A 17,441-nucleotide genomic window follows, 5' to 3' on the forward strand; every position below is an offset into this window, starting at 1 on the left:
GGACAGGATGCGTTGCGTGTGGCGCGTGCGTCTTACGTTGCGCCGCGCGCAACGCCACGTTCCGCTTTGTGCTGATTCTCCGCGCGAGCGCCGCCGCGTAAGCTCTGTTCCAGCGTTTCGCCACGATGCGAAGCCCCGAAAACGCAGCACTCACGCAAAGGAATCGTCATGTCCAGCCAGCTGTTCTCCCCCGTCGATATCGGCCCGGTGCGCCTGCGCAACCGCATCGCCATCGCGCCCATGTGCCAGTACAGCGCCGCGCACGGCGAGGCGAACGACTGGCACCTGATGAACCTCATGCAGTTCGGCATCTCCGACGCCGGCCTCGTGATGCTCGAAGCGACCGCCATCGAGCCGCACGCGCGCATCACGCACGGCTGTCTCGGCCTCTACGACGACGACACCGAAGCCGCGCTGCGCCGCGTGATCGAATCGGCGCGCGCGGTCGCGCCGCAAGGCACGCGCTGGGGCATTCAGCTCGGCCACGCCGGACGCAAGGCATCGGCGCAACGGCCGTGGGAAGGACGCGGCGCGCTCGGTGAGAATGAAGATCCCTGGGATACCGAAGCACCTTCGGCCATCCCTTTCGCCGAGGGCTGGCACACGCCGCGCGCGATGCAAGCTGCGGACCTCGCACGTGTGCGCGATCGCTTCGTCGAAGCGGCGCAGCGCGCCGTGCGTCTGGGTTTCGACGTCGTCGAAATTCATGCGGCGCATGGCTATCTGCTGCATCAGTTTCTTTCGCCGCTCGCGAACCAGCGCGACGACGCGTATGGCGGCAGCCTTGAGAACCGCATGCGCTTTCCGCTGGAGATCGCGGACGCGGTGGCGGCGGTGCTGCCCGCACACGTCGCGCTCGGTTTTCGCATCACCGGCACCGACTGGCTGCCAGGCGGCATCACCGTTGAGGAAGCGGCGGTGTTCGCCAGCGCGTTGAAAGCGCGCGGCGTGAGCTATGTGTGCGTGACGTCGGGCGGCGTGGCGCATGCGTCGATCAAGGCCGTGCCCGGTTATCAGGTCGCGCTCGCCGAGCATGTGAGAAAGGCCAGCGGCATCGTCACGCGCGCGGTCGGCATGATTGTCGAACCCGAGCTTGCGGAAGCGATCGTGGCCGACGGTCAGGCCGATATCGTCGCCATCGGCCGCGCGTTTCTCGACGATCCGCGCTGGGCCTGGCACGCGGCCGAGCGCCTCGGCGCGGTCGACGCCATCGATTACCCGCCGCAGTACGAACGCGCGGGCGCACCGCACTGGCGTGGCGCGGCGCTGCTGCGGCCGCGCGAGACGGCAACGACGGTGTGAGACGAATGCGCTGCCGCCTCGCGAAGCGAATCTTCATGCAGGCGGCAATCGCACCCGCCGATTCACGGCGCGACGCTCACTTCACCGCCCCCGTCGACTCGCGCCTGAGCAGTTGAATCGGCAACACGTCGCGCGTGGGCGCGCCCATGCCGCCCGCGCGAATGCGCTCGACGAGGCGTCGCGCGGCCGTGCGCGCCATCGCCTCGACCGGCTGCCGGATCGACGTGAGCCCGACGAGCGGCGAGCCCGCCATCGGCATGTCGTCGAAACCGATGATCGACAGTTGCTCCGGCACCGCAAAGCCGCTGCGGCTCGCCGCTTCGAGCACGCCGAGCGCGATCGTGTCGTTGCCCGCGACGATCGCCGTGACCGGCTCCGCCTCGCCCAGTAGCGCCATCGTGCTCGAATAGCCCGCTTCGGTCGTGTAGTCGCCCCACACGATCGACAGCGCATCCGCTTCCACGCCCGCCCCCTTGAGCCATTCGAGCGCGCCGCGCGCGCGGTCGCGGCTCGTGGACGTGTTCTTCGGCCCCATCACCAGACCGATGCGCCGATGCCCGAGTTGATACAGATGCTCGGCCGCGACCGCGCCCGCATGCACGTTGTCGATCTCGACGGTATCGACCGCCACGTCGTCCACCGAACGCACCACCAGCACGAGCGGAATGCCACGCCGCTGCATCTCGGCGACGACGGGCGAATCGAGCGTCGCCGTCGCGAACACGAGACCGTCGAGATAACCGTCGATCAGCGGACGAAACGCGAGCAGATTCCCGGCGTCGTTCATCGGATCGATCATCAGCGTGATCTGGTAGCCGAACTCCTGCAACGCGTCGTGCAAGTGCGTGAGCAGCACGGTCATGAAGCGGTTGTGCAGCGCGCCCACGACCACGCCGATCAGCTTGGTCTCCGACTTGCGCGCGCGCCGCCCTTGCGTCGGAATGCGATAGCCGAGTTCGGCCGCGACGGCCTGCACCGCGCTGCGCGTCTCCGAACTGATGGCCGGATGACCGGCGAGCGAGCGCGACACCGTCGAGACCGATACGCCGAGCCGCGCGGCCACGTCGTCGAGCTTGACCTTCGTGCTTTTCGGCCACCCGGTTTTGCTTGCATTTTTTTGCATGAATCTCCCCTCCCAATCTTTCCGATTCTGTCCGCCAATCTGCCCCTCACACGCCTGTCGGCGTGTATACCCCAGGGTAAGTCGGGACTATTTGCACAGCATTTGCATAAAAACTTGCGCTAAATTTGCGTCCAATCGTAACGCAAAGCCGACGCAAACGGCAGCGCAAAACGGGTCCCCCGCCCTTTCAGGAATCATCCAGGAACAACCATGGCAATCCACTACTTGAAGCACGGCCGCACCGCTGAAGATTCGTCGCAGGACGCCGCCAAGGTGCGCGACACGGTCACCGGCATCCTCGCCGATGTCACCGCGCGCGGCGACGAAGCCGTGCGCGAGTTGTCCGCGAAATTCGACAACTGGTCGCCCGAGCGCTTCCGTCTGTCCGACGACGAGATCGCCGCCGCCGTGCGTTCGCTCTCGCAAGGCCAGCTCGACGACATCAAGTTCGCCCAGGCGCAGGTGCGCAACTTCGCGCAGGCGCAGCGCGATTCGATCCGCGATATCGAGGTCGAAACGCTGCCGGGCGTGGTGCTCGGCCACAAGAACATGCCGGTCGACAGCGTCGCGTGCTATGTGCCGGGCGGCAAGTTTCCGCTCGTCGCGTCGGCGCATATGGGCGTGGTGACGGCCAAGGTCGCGGGCGTGCCGCGCATCATCACGGCGTCGCCGCCCGTGCAGGGCCGCCCGAATCCGGCCGTGGTCGCGGCCATGCACCTGGGCGGCGCGGACGAGATCTACACCTTCGGCGGCGTGCAGGCGATCGCCGCGATGGCGCTCGGCACGCAGAGCATCGATCCGGTCTCGATGGTCGTCGGCCCCGGCAATGCGTTCGTCGCCGAAGCGAAGCGCCAGCTGTTCGGCCGCATCGGCATCGACCTGATCGCCGGGCCGTCCGAAACGCTCGTGATCGCCGACGATAGTGTGGATGCCGAAATGTGTGCAACCGACCTGCTCGGCCAGGCCGAACACGGTTTCAACACGCCCGCGATCCTGCTGACGAACTCGATGCAGCTTGCGCAGGACACCATCGCCGAAGTCGAGCGCATCCTCAAGATTCTGCCGACGGCCAACACGGCGGGCGTGTCGTGGCGCGATTTCGGCGCGGTGATCGTCGCCGACAGCTACGAGGAAATGGTTCAGGAAGCCGATCGCATCGCGTCGGAGCACGTGCAGGTGATGACGCGCGACCCCGACTACTTCCTCAACAACATGAAGAACTACGGCGCGCTGTTCCTCGGCGCGCGCACCAACGTGGCGTTCGGCGACAAGGTGATCGGCACGAATCACACGCTGCCGACGGGCAAGGCCGCGCGTTACACGGGCGGTCTGTGGGTCGGCAAGTTCATCAAGACCTGCACGTATCAGAAGGTGCTCACCGACGAGGCGAGCGCGCTGATCGGCTCGTACTGCTCGCGTCTGTGCGCGATCGAAGGGATGATCGCGCACGGCGAACAGGCGAATATCCGCGTGCGCCGTTACGGCCAGAAGGACGTGCCTTACGGCTCGGCTGTGCCGGCGTAACAGACGCGATCGCATCGCAGCGTACGGCGGCGGGGCTGATGCCCCGCCTGAAGGAGACCGCCGGTTTCATCGGCGCGGCCGCCGCGCCGCGCGCATGAAAACGCACCCCCACGAAGGTCGGAACGGGACGCGGGATCGCACGATTGCGCGTCCCGCGCCTGCGCGCGCGTGGCACTCGCTGCCCCACGCCGCCACCCGACCGGCACGACAATAATCAGGAAATTCGATGAGTGTCATCATTGCGCTGGCCGCATTGTGCTTTCTCATGCTGGCGGCGTATCGCGGCTATAGCGTGATTCTGTTCGCCCCCGTCGCCGCGCTCGGCGCGGTGCTGCTGACTGACCCTTCCATGACCGCGCCCGTGTTTACCGGCCTGTTCATGGACAAGATGGTCGGCTTCATCAAGCTCTACTTCCCCGTCTTTCTGCTCGGCGCGATCTTCGGCAAGCTGGTCGAATTGTCGGGCGCATCGCGCTCGATCGTCGCCGCCGTGATCGGCCTGCTCGGACGCGACCGCGCGATTCCGGTCATCGTGATCGTCTGCGCGCTGCTCACGTATGGCGGCGTGTCGCTGTTCGTGGTGGTGTTCGCCGTCTATCCGTTCGCCGCCGAAATGTTCCGCCAGAGCGGCATTCCCAAGCGGCTGATGCCCGCGACCATCGCGCTCGGCGCCTTCACGTTCACGATGGACGCGATGCCGGGCACGCCGCAGATCCAGAACATCATCCCGACGACGTTCTTCAAGACCACGTCGTGGGCCGCGCCCTGGCTCGGCCTGATCGGCTCGGCGTTCATCTTCATCGCGGGCGTCGTGTACCTCGAAGTGCAGTGCCGCCGCGCGCAAGCCAGGGGCGAAGGCTACGGCACGAATCTGCGCAACGAACCCGTGACCGCCGACGACGTGAAGCTGCCGCATCCGGCCATCGCGATCCTGCCGCTCGTGATCGTCGGCGTGGTGAATCTGGTGCTGACGCATCTGATTCCGCAGTGGTATCCGGCCACGTACAGCTTCGCGCTGCCGGGCATGAGCGCGCCGATCAGCATCGAAATCGCCAAGATCAACGCGATCTGGGCCGTGCTCGGCGCGCTGTGCAGCGGCATTCTCGTGGTGCTGCTGTTCGGCTTCGCGTCGATTCGCGGCAGCTTCGCGGACGGCTCGAAAGCCGCCGTCGGCGGCGCCATGCTCGCGACGATGAACACCGCATCGGAATATGGTTTCGGCGCCGTGATCGCCGCGTTGCCGGGCTTTCTCGTGGTCGCCCACGCGCTTCAGTCGATCTCGAATCCGCTCATCAACGAAGCGGTGACGATCAATCTGCTCTCCGGTATCACGGGCTCGTCGTCGGGCGGGATGAGCATTGCGCTCGCGGCGATGGCGGACCGCTTCATCACGGCCGCGCACGCGTCGGGCATTCCGCTGGAGGTGCTGCATCGCGTGGCGTCGATGGCGGCGGGCGGCATGGACACGCTGCCGCACAACGGCGCGGTCATCACCTTGCTGGCGGTGACGGGGCTCACGCACCGCGAAGCGTATCGCGACATTTTCTTCATGACGGGGATTAAAGTCGCGGCATCGTTTCTCGTGATCGCGGTGTTTCTCACAACGGGTCTGGTTTGACGCGATTCCGCATCCGGCTGCAATTGCCGCGCGGATGAAAAACGCCAGCGTTTTGAGCGCTGGCGTTTTTCATTGAAAGCCTCGATCTCAAGCCGCTTCCGCTGCCGCCTCGTTCACGGCCGCTTCATGCGTTTCCTCGCCGACCACCACGGCAATCGCCTCTTCGACCGCACGCACCGCTTTCCTCGTCTTACCCGCGCGCGAAGGCGGCTGACACGCGGCACACACCACGCCCTTCTGCAAATCGTGCTTGTGCGCGACGAATTTGCCCGTGCAGCGGCAACACGGCGTCAATTGCAGCAATTCGGCTTCGAAGAAACGCACCAGCGTCCACGCGCGCGTCAGATCGAGCACGGGTTCGCCCTCGGTGCGTTTGCAGTGTTCGAGATAAAGCCGATAGCCTTTGGTAAGCGCGTCGAGATGCGAACAGCTCGCCTCGCGCCTGAGAAACAGATACGTATTGAAGAACAGCGAGGCGTGAATATTCGCCAGCCACGGCATGTACCAATCGGCGGAAAACGGCAGCATGCCCTTCGGCGGCGACACGCCCCGCACCTCGCGATACAGGCGGATCAGCCGGTCGCGCGACAGATTCAACTCGCTCTCCAATACCTGCATGCGCGCGCCGAGTTCGATGAGCGCGACGGCGCGAAACACCTCTTGCGCGTCTTCGGTGACGCTTTTCCTGGGCATCGTATTCATGACGAATCGCGCCTAAATAAGCAGTTCGACCGGATGACCGGCCATCAGGATCGCCGCATGCGTCGAGACGATCTCCGCGTGCTTCGACGGCTGCGTGAGCGTCGAAAGCAGCATCTGATCGTTGAAGCGGAACGCACACAATAAATGATCCGATGTGGCGAGCTTTACGACCTGCGCCAGTGACAGACCGGCAAGCAGGTCGGCGACCTCCGCCGACAAACCGAGCCGGAACATGCCGACGGCGCGATCCTCGCGCAACATGCGCTGCGCCAGCACGAGATAAGAGAGATTGACGTCGCGAATGCTTTCCTGAATGTCGAGTGTATTCATGGTTCTTAGCCCCGATCGCTGTTTATGAGCGGCCACGCTAAACGCCTGAATCGCTTCATCGGAAAACTTCGCGTTGATGCGGTCTTTATGCGGTCCGAGTGAAGGCCGATGAATCAAGCGCGGTGAATGTTTGCATTTCCAGATTAGTCCTGGCCCACGAGTCCGGTCAATGTTCACACGAATGAATTTAATCAATCGCTAACGGGAGGCGGTGAAGAGTCGTTATCGCGTGGGGGGTTGGGCATGGATCTTTCTTGCATTCCTGCACAGTCGGTATTTACGTCGATATGCGAAATGGCGACCGGTCATTTGTGCTCAACCTGCGGAACGGCCTGCGAATACGCGATAATCGCCTCGACCAGAAACCCGAGACGTCCCGTCAATGAAAATCTATCGTGTTCAATGTTTTGGACGTACCCATGAAAGTGGCAATGCCGCCATCGTCGTCGAAAACGCAGCGTTGACCGAGCCGGAACGGCAGGTGTTCGCGCGGCAACAAAATGCAAATGCAACGGTCTTCGTGGACGTCAACGCCGAGGGCGAAAGGCAACTCGACTATTACTACCCGCATACTCGCAGCCCCCTCTGCCTGCACGCGACGCTCGCGGCGAGCGCTGTGCTTTTTCATGACTCGCCGGATCGCGCCAGCGCCCGGTTCGTCACCCGCATGCATCGCCAGACGCTTGAGATCGAGCGCATGGACGCGACGATCTTCGTTGCCGTGAAAGCGCAGCCCTGCCCGGACCTGGATTTCGATATCGCGGAGATTGCGGAACTGCTGCGCGCCGATCCGGCGGATCTGATCGCGGTGCGCGGCCCGTCATCAGTCGGCAGCGCAAAGCTGCTTGTCGAAGTGGCGAGCCCCTCCGCACTCGAGGCGTTACGACCGGATCTTGCAGGGATCGTCGGTTGGGGGCGACAGCACGCGGTGTCGGGCATGTACGCGTATTGCCGTCTCGACGACGGTGTTTACGCTGGCCGAAATTTCAACCACCTCGACCCGAGTTTCGAAGACACGGCAACAGGTGTCGCTGCGGGCGCACTGGCGTTATCGCTCGAACGGAACCTGACACTGTTGCAAGGCGACTTGCTCGGCCAGCCATGTACGCTCGTCGCGCGCTACCAATCTGGGACCGTGCAAATTGGCGGACGGGCGGTGCTGCTTTCAGCCTGATTCGCTATGGCTGTTATCACTATTGCTATTGAGTCGATCGCACGACTCGATAGCAACGTCTTAAACTAACGGCAATCATCGCTCCCGGATACGCCATGAATTGGCAAACCGCCCCGCACGAAACGCGTATTAGCGACGCCATTCCCTTCGAATTGATTCCCATAGCCGAAGGACAGACTGACCGGCAAGCGCTATTCGCGCTTTATCAATCGTCGCTGCACGATTACATCGATCAGACTTTCGGCTGGGACGACGCGTTTCAGCAAGCGCGCTTCAATACGTCGTATCGCGATGCCGATTTCGAATGGATCGCTCAGGGAAAGGAAATCGCGGGCTATCTTGCGCTCAGCCATGAAGCGCAAGCCGTTCATGTGTCGCTGCTGATCGTGAAGCCCGAATTTCGCAATCGGGGCATTGGACGCGCGGTCATGCGAACGATCATGTCGCGCGCGTCGCAATCGAATCGGTCGATCACACTGTCGTGTTTCCTCTGCAATCACGATGCCGTGCGCTTCTATGAGTCGCTCGGTTTTCAGATCGAGGCGAAAGACGAACACTTCGTCACGTACCGATTCCCCGCAGACGGAAGCGGCGCGCCTCCCTTAGCCTAGCGGCCGCCAACGTTTCAACCTCCGCTCACCCCCTGTTCAAACTCTGTCGAAACTGCTGCGGCGTGCTGCCGAACGCGCGCCGGAACATCACCGTGAACGTGCGCACGTCGGCGTAACCGAGCGCCTGCGCCACATCGCCGGGCGCGTGGCCGACCGAGAGTTTCGACAAGGCGTCTTCGAGCCGCAGCCGCTCGCGCCATTGCACGAAGCTCATGCCGGTCTGCTGGCGAAACAGCCGCGCGAGCGTGCGCACGCTCGCGCCCGTGCGCTCGGCCCATTGTTCGAGTGTGTCGGCGTTCGCGGCATCGGCGATCAGGCTCTCGCAGATCGTACGCAGACGCAGGTCGTCTGGCAGCGGCAGGCGCGGCTCGTCGGCGATATCGGGGATATAGGCGGCATCGGCATCTGCATCGGCGTCGGCGTCGGCGTCGGCGGCGCTCGCCAGGCGTTCCGCCAGCAAATGGAGAATCAGCGGTACGATCACGGCCGTGCGCCGTTCGGCGGCTTCGCCGTCGCCGGCCTCGCACATCGCCGCGATGCTCGCGCGCAGCAGGTCGTCGAGCGCGATCATGCGGCAGTCGCCCGCGAGCGGCGGCAGCGTGTCCGGGTCGATATAGAGCGTGCGCAGCGCGGCCTGGCCGACCATGTGCAATTCGTGCTCGATTTGCGTTCCGATCAGCAAGGCCATGCCGGGCTTGAGCGTCCACAATCCGCCCGGCGTGATCACGCGCACGATGCCGCCCGCCACGTAGATGAGTTGCGCGCGATGGTGAATGTGGGCGATTTCGTGGGCGCCGTCCGCGTAGTTGATCGCTTGCGCAATCACCTTTTTTGCAGCGGCGCTCTGTCCGAAGGTCTGGAGCCGAGGTGCGGCCATGTCCTGTTCGATGACAAAGTTGCAGCGTGATACTTCCAATACGCCAAAAATGTCCTTTTTGACGACAAAGTTGTCCTGACGTAAGTCAGGGTCTCCGATTATAGTGCCTCTGGGCGCGCTTTCGCGCCGCCTTGATCTGTCGTACTCCCCCACGGTTTTGCCCAATTAGCGCCACCAAGAGCACGCTTTTTTGTTTTTTACGATGTAACTACGAATCACTCTCATTCACATTTATCGACAGTAGCGGGTAGATCACACATGAAGACCGGGGTACGCGTATCGAGCGCGTTGAGCAATGCCTTGCTGTTCTGCCTGTTGAGCGGCTTCCACGCCGCTCAGGCGCAGACCGCGACGACGACCAACACCACCGCCAGCACGGACGAGCAGTTGCCCGCCGTCAAGGTGACGAGCAACCACGACAACCACGCCACCGGCACGGCGGACGGCTATGTGCCGATCACCTCCGTGTCGGCGACCAAGACCGACACGCCGCTGATCGAGACGCCGCAATCGGTCTCGGTGGTCACGAGCGACCAGATGAGCGCGCAAGGCGCGCAGACCGTGGCCGAAGCGCTGCGCTACACGGCGAGCGTGACATCGGAGATTCGCGGCGCGTCGGCGTCGGGCGCGCCTTACCTCTTTAGCCGCGGCTTCTACCTCGAACAGTTCCTCGACGGCTCGCGCATTCCGAGCGACGCGAGCTTCGGCTACGCGATCCCGAACTTCGACCCGTACGGTCTCGAACGCATCGACGTGCTGCACGGCCCGGCCTCGGTGCTCTATGGCCAGGCCAATCCGGGCGGCGTGGCGAATCTCGTCAGCAAGCAGCCGACCACCACGCCGATCCACGAAGTGTTCTTCACGACCGGCAGCCACAATCTCCTGCAGGCGGGCTTCGATCTCGGCGGCGCGCTGAGCGCGGACGGCAAGCTCTCGTACCGGCTCACCGGCACGGGCCTCGACTCGACCACGCAGGTGAACGGCACGCGTCAGAAGCGCGTCTACATCGCGCCCGCCGTGACGTGGAAGCCCGACCAGAACACCACGCTCACGGTGCTCGCGAAGTATCAGCGCGACCCGGACGTCGGCTATTACAACTTCGTGCCCGCTGTCGGCACGGTGCTGTTCAATCCGGCGGGCAAGATCTCGTCGCACACAAATGTTGGCGACCCGGATTTCGATCATCACTCGCGCACGCAGCTTTCCGTCGGCTATCAGTTCGAGCATCGCTTCAACGAGACCTGGACGGTGCGCCAGAACACGCACTACACGTATGTGAAGGACGACTTCGCGAACGTGTTCCCCTACGGCTACGCGTCGGGCTCGAATACCACGCTGAACCGCTACTCGTTCTATAACCGCGAAAGCGCGAACGTCTTCACGATCGACAATCAGGCGCAGGCGAAATTCTCGACCGGCCCGGTCAAGCACACGGTGCTGGCCGGCTTCGACTTCCAGCGCGTGATCTACGGCGAAGACGTGGGCGCGGCCTTCGACGCGTCGTCGCTCAACGTGTTCGATCCGATCTACGGCAACAACACGATGCCCGCGCAAACCTCCTACGACCACATCCGCCAGAAGCAACTCGGCGTGTATGCGCAGGACCAGATGGCGTTCGGCAAGTGGCGCTTCCTGCTGGGCGCGCGCGAGGACTGGGTCGACGCCGACGACAACAATCCCGTCACCTCGACCTACGAGTCGCAGTCGGCGCGCGCGTTCACGTGGCGCACGGGTCTCGTCTATCTGTTCGACAACGGCATCGCGCCGTATGCGAGCTTCTCGAAGTCGTTCGACCCGCAGGTGGGCGAGCTGTACGGCGGCGGCATGGCCAAGCCGACCACGGCGCAGCAGTACGAAGTGGGCGTGAAGTATCAGCCGACGGGTTACAACAGTTTCGTCACGGCGTCGCTGTTCAACCTGACCGAGCACAACGTGCTGACCGCCGACCTCGATCACTCGGGCTACTACACGCAGGCGGGCGAAGTGCGTGCGCGCGGGCTCGAACTCGAAGGCCACGCGAGCCTCACGAACGACCTGAACCTCGTGCTCTCGTACACGTATCTGAACGACGTGACGACCGAGTCCAACGACACGGCGACCACCATCGGCGGCACCAGCACGTCGCTGGAAGGCAAGAGCGTGTGGGGCATTCCGCGTCATTCGGCGTCGGCGTGGCTCGACTACACGATGCACGGCGGTCCGCTGCGCGGGCTCGGCTTCGGCGGCGGCGTGCGCTACATCGGCGCGACCTACGACGAGAGCAACACGATCCACGTGGGCGCGGTCACCGTGTTCGACGCGGCGGTTCACTACGACACCGGCAAGCACTGGCTGTTCTCGGTGAACGCGAAGAACCTGTTCAATCGCCAGTACATCGCGTCGTGCTTCAGCTCGACGACCTGTACCTATGCCGATGGCGTGGACGTGCTCGCCTCCGCGCGCTATCGCTGGTAAGCCCGAGGAAGCGTGTGTTGAACGACATGACATCGACAGCATCGACTGAAGCGACTGAAGCAACCGACGCCCGCACAGCGCGCGCGCCGCTCGCCTCGTCATCGCCCGCGCCGCTGTTCGAACTCGAAGGCGCCGCCTTCGAAGCGGACGGGCGCGTCCTGTTGCAGCCGCTCGACCTCGTCTTGCCCGCCGGCCGCATGACCGCGCTGATCGGTCATAACGGCTCGGGCAAGAGCACGCTGATCAAGCTGCTCGCGCGCCAGCAGGCCTGCACGCGCGGCGTCGCGCGTCTGCGCGGCACGGCGCTGCGCGACTGGCCCGCGCGCGAGTTCGCGCGGCAGGTCGCGTATCTGCCGCAGAATCCGCCCGCCGCGACCGACATGACCGTGCGCGAGCTGGTCGCGCTCGGCCGCTATCCGTGGCACGGCGCGCTGGGCCGCCTGAGCGCCGACGATCACGCGCATATCGACGAGGCGCTGCGTCTCACCGACACCGCGCGTTTCGCCTCGCAGCTCGCCGACCATCTGTCGGGCGGCGAGCGTCAGCGCGTCTGGCTCGCGATGCTGGTGGCGCAGGCCGCGCCTTGCCTGCTGCTCGACGAACCGACTTCCGCACTCGACATCGCGCATCAGATCGAGGTGCTGCGCCTGCTGCGCACGCTGACCGACGAACGCGCGCTCACGGTCGTGATTGTGCTGCACGACGTCAATCTCGCGGCGCGTTTCTGCGACGACATGATCGCGCTGCACAGCGGCCGCCTGCTCCAATGCGGCACGCCCGACGAGATGATGGACGCGCGCGTGCTCGAATCGATCTACGGCATTCCGATGGATATCCTCGCGCATCCGCATAGCGGCAGCCGACTGGCGGTCGCGCGCTGACATGAATCGACGGACCTTGTTGCGGCGCGCCGCGTTGTTGCCTTCGTGGTTGCCTTCGTTGTTGCCGCTTTTATGCCTCGATATGCCGCGCACGTTCGCGGCGTCATCCACGCCTTCCGTGCTGTCCGTGCCCGCGCGTGCGCCGCGCGTCGTCGTGCTCGACTGGGGGCTCGTCGAGACGCTGCTCGCGATGGGCGTGATGCCCGTCGGCGTCGCCGAAGTCGACAGCTACAACGCGAGCGTGGTCGCGCCCGCCGTGCCGCCAGGCGTGACGGACGTCGGCCTGCGCCTCGCGCCGAGTCTCGAACTGCTCCAGCAACTCGCGCCCGACCTCATCCTCATCAATTCGAGCCAGGAGTCGCAGCGCGAGATGCTCGAACGCATCGCGCCGGTGCGCGCGTTCGCGGTCTATACCGATGCCGGTTCGCCGTATCGGCGCTCGTGCGAGGTGACGCTGCAACTCGGCAAGCTGTGCAACGCTGAAGCGGCGGCGCAGGCGCTGATCGACGGCACGCAACACGTCATCGATACGGCACGCGCGCGGCTCGCCGAAGCGCGCGCACGCACGCCCGCGAGTGGCACGCCGAGCCCCGCCGATCCGCTCTATCTGATCCGTTTCTTCGATGGCCGCCATGTGGGCGTCTACGGCGCGCGCAGCGTGTTTCAGGACGTGCTGGACGCGCTCGCGCTGCGCAACGCGTGGCGCGGCCCGACCGATTACTGGGGCATCGGCGTGGCCGGTCTCGAACAACTGGCCGCCGTGCCCGACGCCGCCCTGCTCTACTTCAACCCGCTGCCCGCGGGCGTCGACCGTCAGCTCGCGAGCAATCGCCTGTGGCGCGCCCTGCCGCCCGTCGCCGCCGGACGCGTGGCCGCGCTGCCGCCGTTCTGGGGCTTCGGCATGCTGCCCTCGGCGGCGCGTTTTGCCACCGTGCTCACCGATGCGCTCAGCAGCCCCGCCCGCCTCGCGACGCCAGGCACGTCACGCTCATGAATACCGCTCGCATCGCTCCGCTTCGTCTTTTCCGCAGGCTTGCGCCCGGCGGCCTCGCCGCCTTGTTGACGGCCGCGCTGCTGGCCGCCGCGCTCGCGCTCAGCCTCGCCAATCTCGACGCGCTGCTGCCCGCCGCGCAATGGTGGCGCGCGCTGCGCGCGCCGCTCGGCATCCAGCAGATCGTCGTGCACGACAGCTGGCTGCCGCGTCTCGTCGTGAGCTGGTTGTGCGGCGCGATCCTCGGCCTCGCGGGCACGATCTTCCAGCAGGTGCTGCGCAATCCGCTCGCCGAACCGATGACGCTCGGCGTCTCGGCGGGCGCGCAACTCGCGCTGACCGTCGCGACACTCGCGGCCCCCGCGCTCGTCGGCGCGGCCGGTTCGTGGATCGCGCTCGGCGGCGCGTTCGTCGCCGCGCTGCTGGTGTTCGGGCTCGCGTGGCGCAGCGGTCTCGCGCCGGTGCCGGTGGCCGTGGCGGGCATGGTCGTCACGCTCTATTGCGGCTCGATTGGCGTGGCGTTGCAGATGTTCTACGCGCCCTATCTGCGCGGCCTGTTTATCTGGGGCGGCGGTTCGCTCGTGCAGCAGGACTGGCAAGCTGCGACGATGCTGGCCACGCGGCTCGCGATCGGCGCGGTGGTGACGCTTCTGCTGCTGCGCCCGATGACGCTGTTCGGTCTCGCCGACGCCAACGCGCACAGCCTCGGCCTGCCGCTGCGCCGCATGCGTCTGCTGGCGCTCGCGCTGGCCGTGATGCTGAGCGCGGCCGTGGTGAGCGCGGTGGGCGTGATCGGCTTCATCGGGCTCGCTGCGCCGCCGCTCGCGCGCATGGCCGGTGCGCGTCGGCTCGGGCCGCGCCTCGTGGCCGCGCCGTTGTGCGGCGCGCTGATTCTCTGGGTCGCCGATCAGGCCGTGCAGCGCTTTTCCGGCGTGATGGGCGATCTGCTGCCGACCGGTGCGGAGACCGCGCTGTACGGCGCGCCCGTCATGCTGATCCTGCTCGCGCGGATGCAGCGCGGCGCGCGGCTCGTCGCGTCGCCGTCGTCGCCCTCGCTCGCCGGGCATGGCCGTCACGCCTCCTCCGCCGCCTTGCGCTGGCGTTTCGCGGCGCTGATGCTGGCGCTGCTCGGCGCGCTCGTGCTGAGCCTCGTCTGCGCACGCGGCCCGCAAGGCTGGCACCTCAGCGGATGGAACGAACTCGCGCACGTCACGATCTGGCGCGCGCCGCGCGCGTTCGCGGCGCTGGCCGCCGGCGCGATGCTCGCCGTCGCGGGCACGCTGATGCAGCGCCTCACCGGCAATCCGCTCGCCAGCCCCGAACTGCTCGGCGTGAGCGCGGGCGCAGCGCTCGGGCTGGTCGTGCTCGTGACCGGCGCGGGTGGCTTCATGGCATCGATCGGCGCGAGTCACACCGCGCGGCTCGCCGCCACGAGCCTCGGCGCACTGGCGGCACTGCTCGCGATCCTCGCGTTCTCGCATCGCTCGCGCTACGCGCCCGAGCGCGTGATGCTTGCGGGCGTGGCGATCGGCGCGTTGTTCCAGGCCGTGGTCGCCGTGTCGATCGCGAGCGGCGGCGAACAAGCCGCCGCGCTGCTGCAATGGCTCTCGGGCTCGACCTACACGATCACGCCCGCCGACGCCGCTTTCGCGCTCGCGCTGTGCCTCGCGCTTTGCGCATGCGTGCCGTTCACGCAGCGCTGGCTGCAAATCCTGCCGCTCGGCGACGCGCCCGCGCGCGCGCTCGGCGTGCCGATGCGCGGCGCGCGCCTCGCGCTGCTCGCCCTGATCGCGCTGCTGACGGCGGCGGCCACGCTGATCGTCGGCCCGCTCTCGTTCGCGGGACTGATCGCGCCGCACTTCGCGCGCCTCTTCGGCGCGCGCCGTCCGCTCGCGCAACTCGCGCTCGCCGCGCCGACCGGCGCGCTGACGCTGGTGCTCGCCGACTGGCTGGGCCGCACGCTGCTGATGCCGCGCGAGTTGCCTGCCGGGCTCGTCGCAACGCTGATCGGCGCGCCCTATCTGATGTGGCTGCTCGGCCGACGCCGTTGAGCGGCCCGCCGCGAGAACGCATGAATCACCGATATTTCTGGGGAACACGATGCTTGTGCAACTGCTAAGACTGCTCCGCCGCCTGTGGCCGATCACCGTGCTCGCCACGCTGATGGGCGCAGCCAGCGGGATCGCCACCGCCGCGCTGCTGGCGGTCACCAACCGCACGCTGCAAAGCGGCCACGGCGCGCTGCCCACGCTGCTGTGGAGCTTCGCGGGCCTGTGCGCCATCGCGCTGATCGGCGAAGTGGCGTCGGACATCGGCAATAACATCGTCGGACAGCGCGTGATCGCAATGCTGCGCAAGGACCTCAGCGAACGCATTCTCGCCGCGCCCATCGGCCAGATCGAACAGTTCCGCAGCCATCGCCTGGTCACCGCACTTAATCAGGACATCGATACAATCAGCGGCTTCTCGTTCCTGTTTTCGAGCCTCGCCATCGCGACCGCGACGATCGTCGGCTGCCTCGGCTATCTGCTGGTGCTCTCGCCGCTGATGCTGCTGGTCGCGCTGGCCGCGATCGCGCTCGGCTCGGTCGTGCAGACGCTCGCGCGGCGCGCCGGCATCGCGCGCTTCGGCCTCGCGCGCGCCGCCGAGGACCGCCTGCAAAAACACTATCGCTCGATCACCGACGGCGCGAAGGAACTGCGCCTGAACGGCCCGCGCCGCCGCTACGTCTACGAGCACGAACTGAGCGGCACGATCGACGAAATCCGCCGCTTGCGCGTGCGCGCAGCGAACGTGTTCGTCTCCGCGAATGCGTTCGGCTCGCTGCTGTTCTTCATCGTGGTCGGCTTGATGCTCGCGCTGCAAAACGGCGTGGCGGACGCGGATCGCGCGGTGACGACGGGCTTCGTGCTCGTGCTGCTCTACATGAAGGGGCCGATCCAGGAGATCGTCGGCGCGTTGCCGATCATCGGGCGCGCGCAGGTGGCGTTCCAGCGCATCGCCGAATTGCAGGCGCGCTTTTCGACGCGCGAGCCTGCGCTCGTGGCGGCGGATTCGCGCGATGTAAACGGGGAAAGAGGGGAAAAAACCGAAGCGGCAACGGCCGTCATCGACTGGGAAAACTTCACGACGATCTCGCTCGATCGCGTGCATTACCGCTTCGCCGCGCCGCCCGCCGCCGACGACGGCGCGAACCGTCAGGACGCGAAAGACGCGCCCGGCGGCTTCGAACTCGGCCCGGTCGATCTCACGATCACGCGCGGCGAAACGCTCTTTATCGTCGGCGAAAACGGCTGCGGAAAAACCACGCTGATCAAGCTGCTGCTCGGCCTCTATCGGCCCGACGCGGGCCAGTTGCGCGTGAACGGCCAGCCCGTCGACGACCGCGGTCTCGACGCGTATCGCCAGCTTTTTTCGGCGCTGTTCTCGGACTATTACCTGTTCGATACGCTGATTCCCGGCGAAGCGCGCCTCGGCGCCGAAGCGCAGCGCTATCTCGAACGCCTGGAGATCGCGCACAAGGTGCAGGTGCGCGACGGCGCGTTCACCACCACCGACCTCTCGACGGGCCAGCGCAAGCGCCTCGCGCTCGTGCATGCGTATCTCGAACAGCGGCCGGTGATGGTGCTCGACGAATGGGCCGCCGACCAGGACCCGACTTTCCGCCGCGTGTTCTACACCGAGATCCTTCCCGACCTGAAGCGTCAGGGCAAAACGCTGATTGTGATCTCGCACGACGACCGCTATTTCGACGCATCGGACCGCTATATCCGCATGGAAAACGGCCGCATCGTCGAGGAAGTGCGCCCGCAGCACGCCGCGCGCACCGGCACGCTCTGATGACACGCACGGAT

At 65.8% G+C, this 17,441-nt stretch carries 14 protein-coding genes; 10 read left to right on the forward strand and 4 right to left on the reverse strand.

Translation table 11 applies throughout. The annotated features are described in order from the left end of the window. The first annotated feature begins 168 nt into the window (after positions 1–168). Positions 169–1,302 (forward strand): NADH:flavin oxidoreductase/NADH oxidase, encoded by a 1,134-nt coding sequence (locus LDO54_RS25630; protein ID WP_224013469.1) that lies wholly within the window; start codon positions 169–171, stop codon positions 1,300–1,302. Positions 1,303–1,378: 76 nt separating this feature from the next. Here the strand turns inward: LDO54_RS25630 and LDO54_RS25635 are convergent, their stop codons facing one another. After that, positions 1,379–2,425, reverse strand: coding sequence for a LacI family DNA-binding transcriptional regulator (locus LDO54_RS25635; protein ID WP_224013470.1), 1,047 nt, complete (start codon positions 2,423–2,425; stop codon positions 1,379–1,381). Positions 2,426–2,635: 210 nt separating this feature from the next. Between LDO54_RS25635 and hisD the strand changes: the two genes are divergently transcribed. Continuing rightward, positions 2,636–3,949, forward strand: a complete 1,314-nt coding sequence (gene hisD / locus LDO54_RS25640; RefSeq protein WP_224013471.1) for a histidinol dehydrogenase — start codon at positions 2,636–2,638, stop codon at positions 3,947–3,949. A 226-nt stretch (positions 3,950–4,175) separates the two neighbouring features. After that, on the forward strand, positions 4,176–5,567 hold the full coding sequence (locus tag LDO54_RS25645; protein WP_224013472.1) for a GntP family permease: 1,392 nt from the start codon (positions 4,176–4,178) through the stop codon (positions 5,565–5,567). Between the two features lie 87 nt (positions 5,568–5,654). On the opposite strand, the gene flhC is transcribed toward LDO54_RS25645, so the two are convergent. Next, entirely contained in the window at positions 5,655–6,260 is a 606-nt protein-coding gene (gene flhC, locus LDO54_RS25650) for a flagellar transcriptional regulator FlhC (protein WP_224013584.1), read from the reverse strand. Positions 6,261–6,281: 21 nt separating this feature from the next. After that, a complete protein-coding gene (gene flhD, locus LDO54_RS25655) occupies positions 6,282–6,599 on the reverse strand; it encodes a flagellar transcriptional regulator FlhD (protein WP_224013473.1) in 318 nt (105 codons plus the stop codon). Between the two features lie 382 nt (positions 6,600–6,981). Here flhD and LDO54_RS25660 point away from each other — a divergent pair, with 382 nt between their 5' ends. Beyond that, on the forward strand, positions 6,982–7,773 hold the full coding sequence (locus LDO54_RS25660) for a PhzF family phenazine biosynthesis protein (protein WP_224013474.1): 792 nt from the start codon (positions 6,982–6,984) through the stop codon (positions 7,771–7,773). Between the two features lie 95 nt (positions 7,774–7,868). After that, entirely contained in the window at positions 7,869–8,384 is a 516-nt protein-coding gene (locus LDO54_RS25665; RefSeq protein ID WP_224013475.1) for a GNAT family N-acetyltransferase, read from the forward strand. Between the two features lie 25 nt (positions 8,385–8,409). Here LDO54_RS25665 and LDO54_RS25670 read toward each other — a convergent pair whose 3' ends face one another. Next, complete coding sequence (locus tag LDO54_RS25670; protein ID WP_224013476.1) at positions 8,410–9,261, reverse strand: AraC family transcriptional regulator; 852 nt, start codon at positions 9,259–9,261, stop codon at positions 8,410–8,412. Between the two features lie 258 nt (positions 9,262–9,519). Between LDO54_RS25670 and LDO54_RS25675 the strand changes: the two genes are divergently transcribed. From LDO54_RS25675 to LDO54_RS25695, 5 genes are read left to right on the forward strand one after another with little or no spacing between them, the layout of a single operon-like run. Further along, entirely contained in the window at positions 9,520–11,715 is a 2,196-nt protein-coding gene (locus tag LDO54_RS25675) for a TonB-dependent siderophore receptor (RefSeq protein ID WP_224013477.1), read from the forward strand. Between the two features lie 26 nt (positions 11,716–11,741). Beyond that, complete coding sequence (locus LDO54_RS25680) at positions 11,742–12,596, forward strand: ATP-binding cassette domain-containing protein (protein ID WP_310631908.1); 855 nt, start codon at positions 11,742–11,744, stop codon at positions 12,594–12,596. A 1-nt stretch (position 12,597) separates the two neighbouring features. Beyond that, positions 12,598–13,590 carry an ABC transporter substrate-binding protein gene (locus LDO54_RS25685; RefSeq protein ID WP_224013479.1) on the forward strand — a complete coding sequence of 331 codons (993 nt, stop codon included), beginning with the start codon at positions 12,598–12,600 and terminating at the stop codon, positions 13,588–13,590. After that, positions 13,587–15,638 carry a Fe(3+)-hydroxamate ABC transporter permease FhuB gene (gene fhuB / locus LDO54_RS25690; RefSeq protein WP_224013480.1) on the forward strand — a complete coding sequence of 684 codons (2,052 nt, stop codon included), beginning with the start codon at positions 13,587–13,589 and terminating at the stop codon, positions 15,636–15,638. Before LDO54_RS25685 ends, fhuB begins: the two co-directional genes overlap by 4 nt. Positions 15,639–15,687: 49 nt before the next feature. Further along, positions 15,688–17,427 (forward strand): cyclic peptide export ABC transporter, encoded by a 1,740-nt coding sequence (locus tag LDO54_RS25695; RefSeq protein ID WP_224013481.1) that lies wholly within the window; start codon positions 15,688–15,690, stop codon positions 17,425–17,427. Positions 17,428–17,441: the final 14 nt, after the last annotated feature.

Origin of the sequence: Paraburkholderia tropica, from assembly GCF_914484835.1 — a bacterium.
GTDB classification, from domain to species: Bacteria; Pseudomonadota; Gammaproteobacteria; order Burkholderiales; family Burkholderiaceae; genus Paraburkholderia; species Paraburkholderia tropica_A.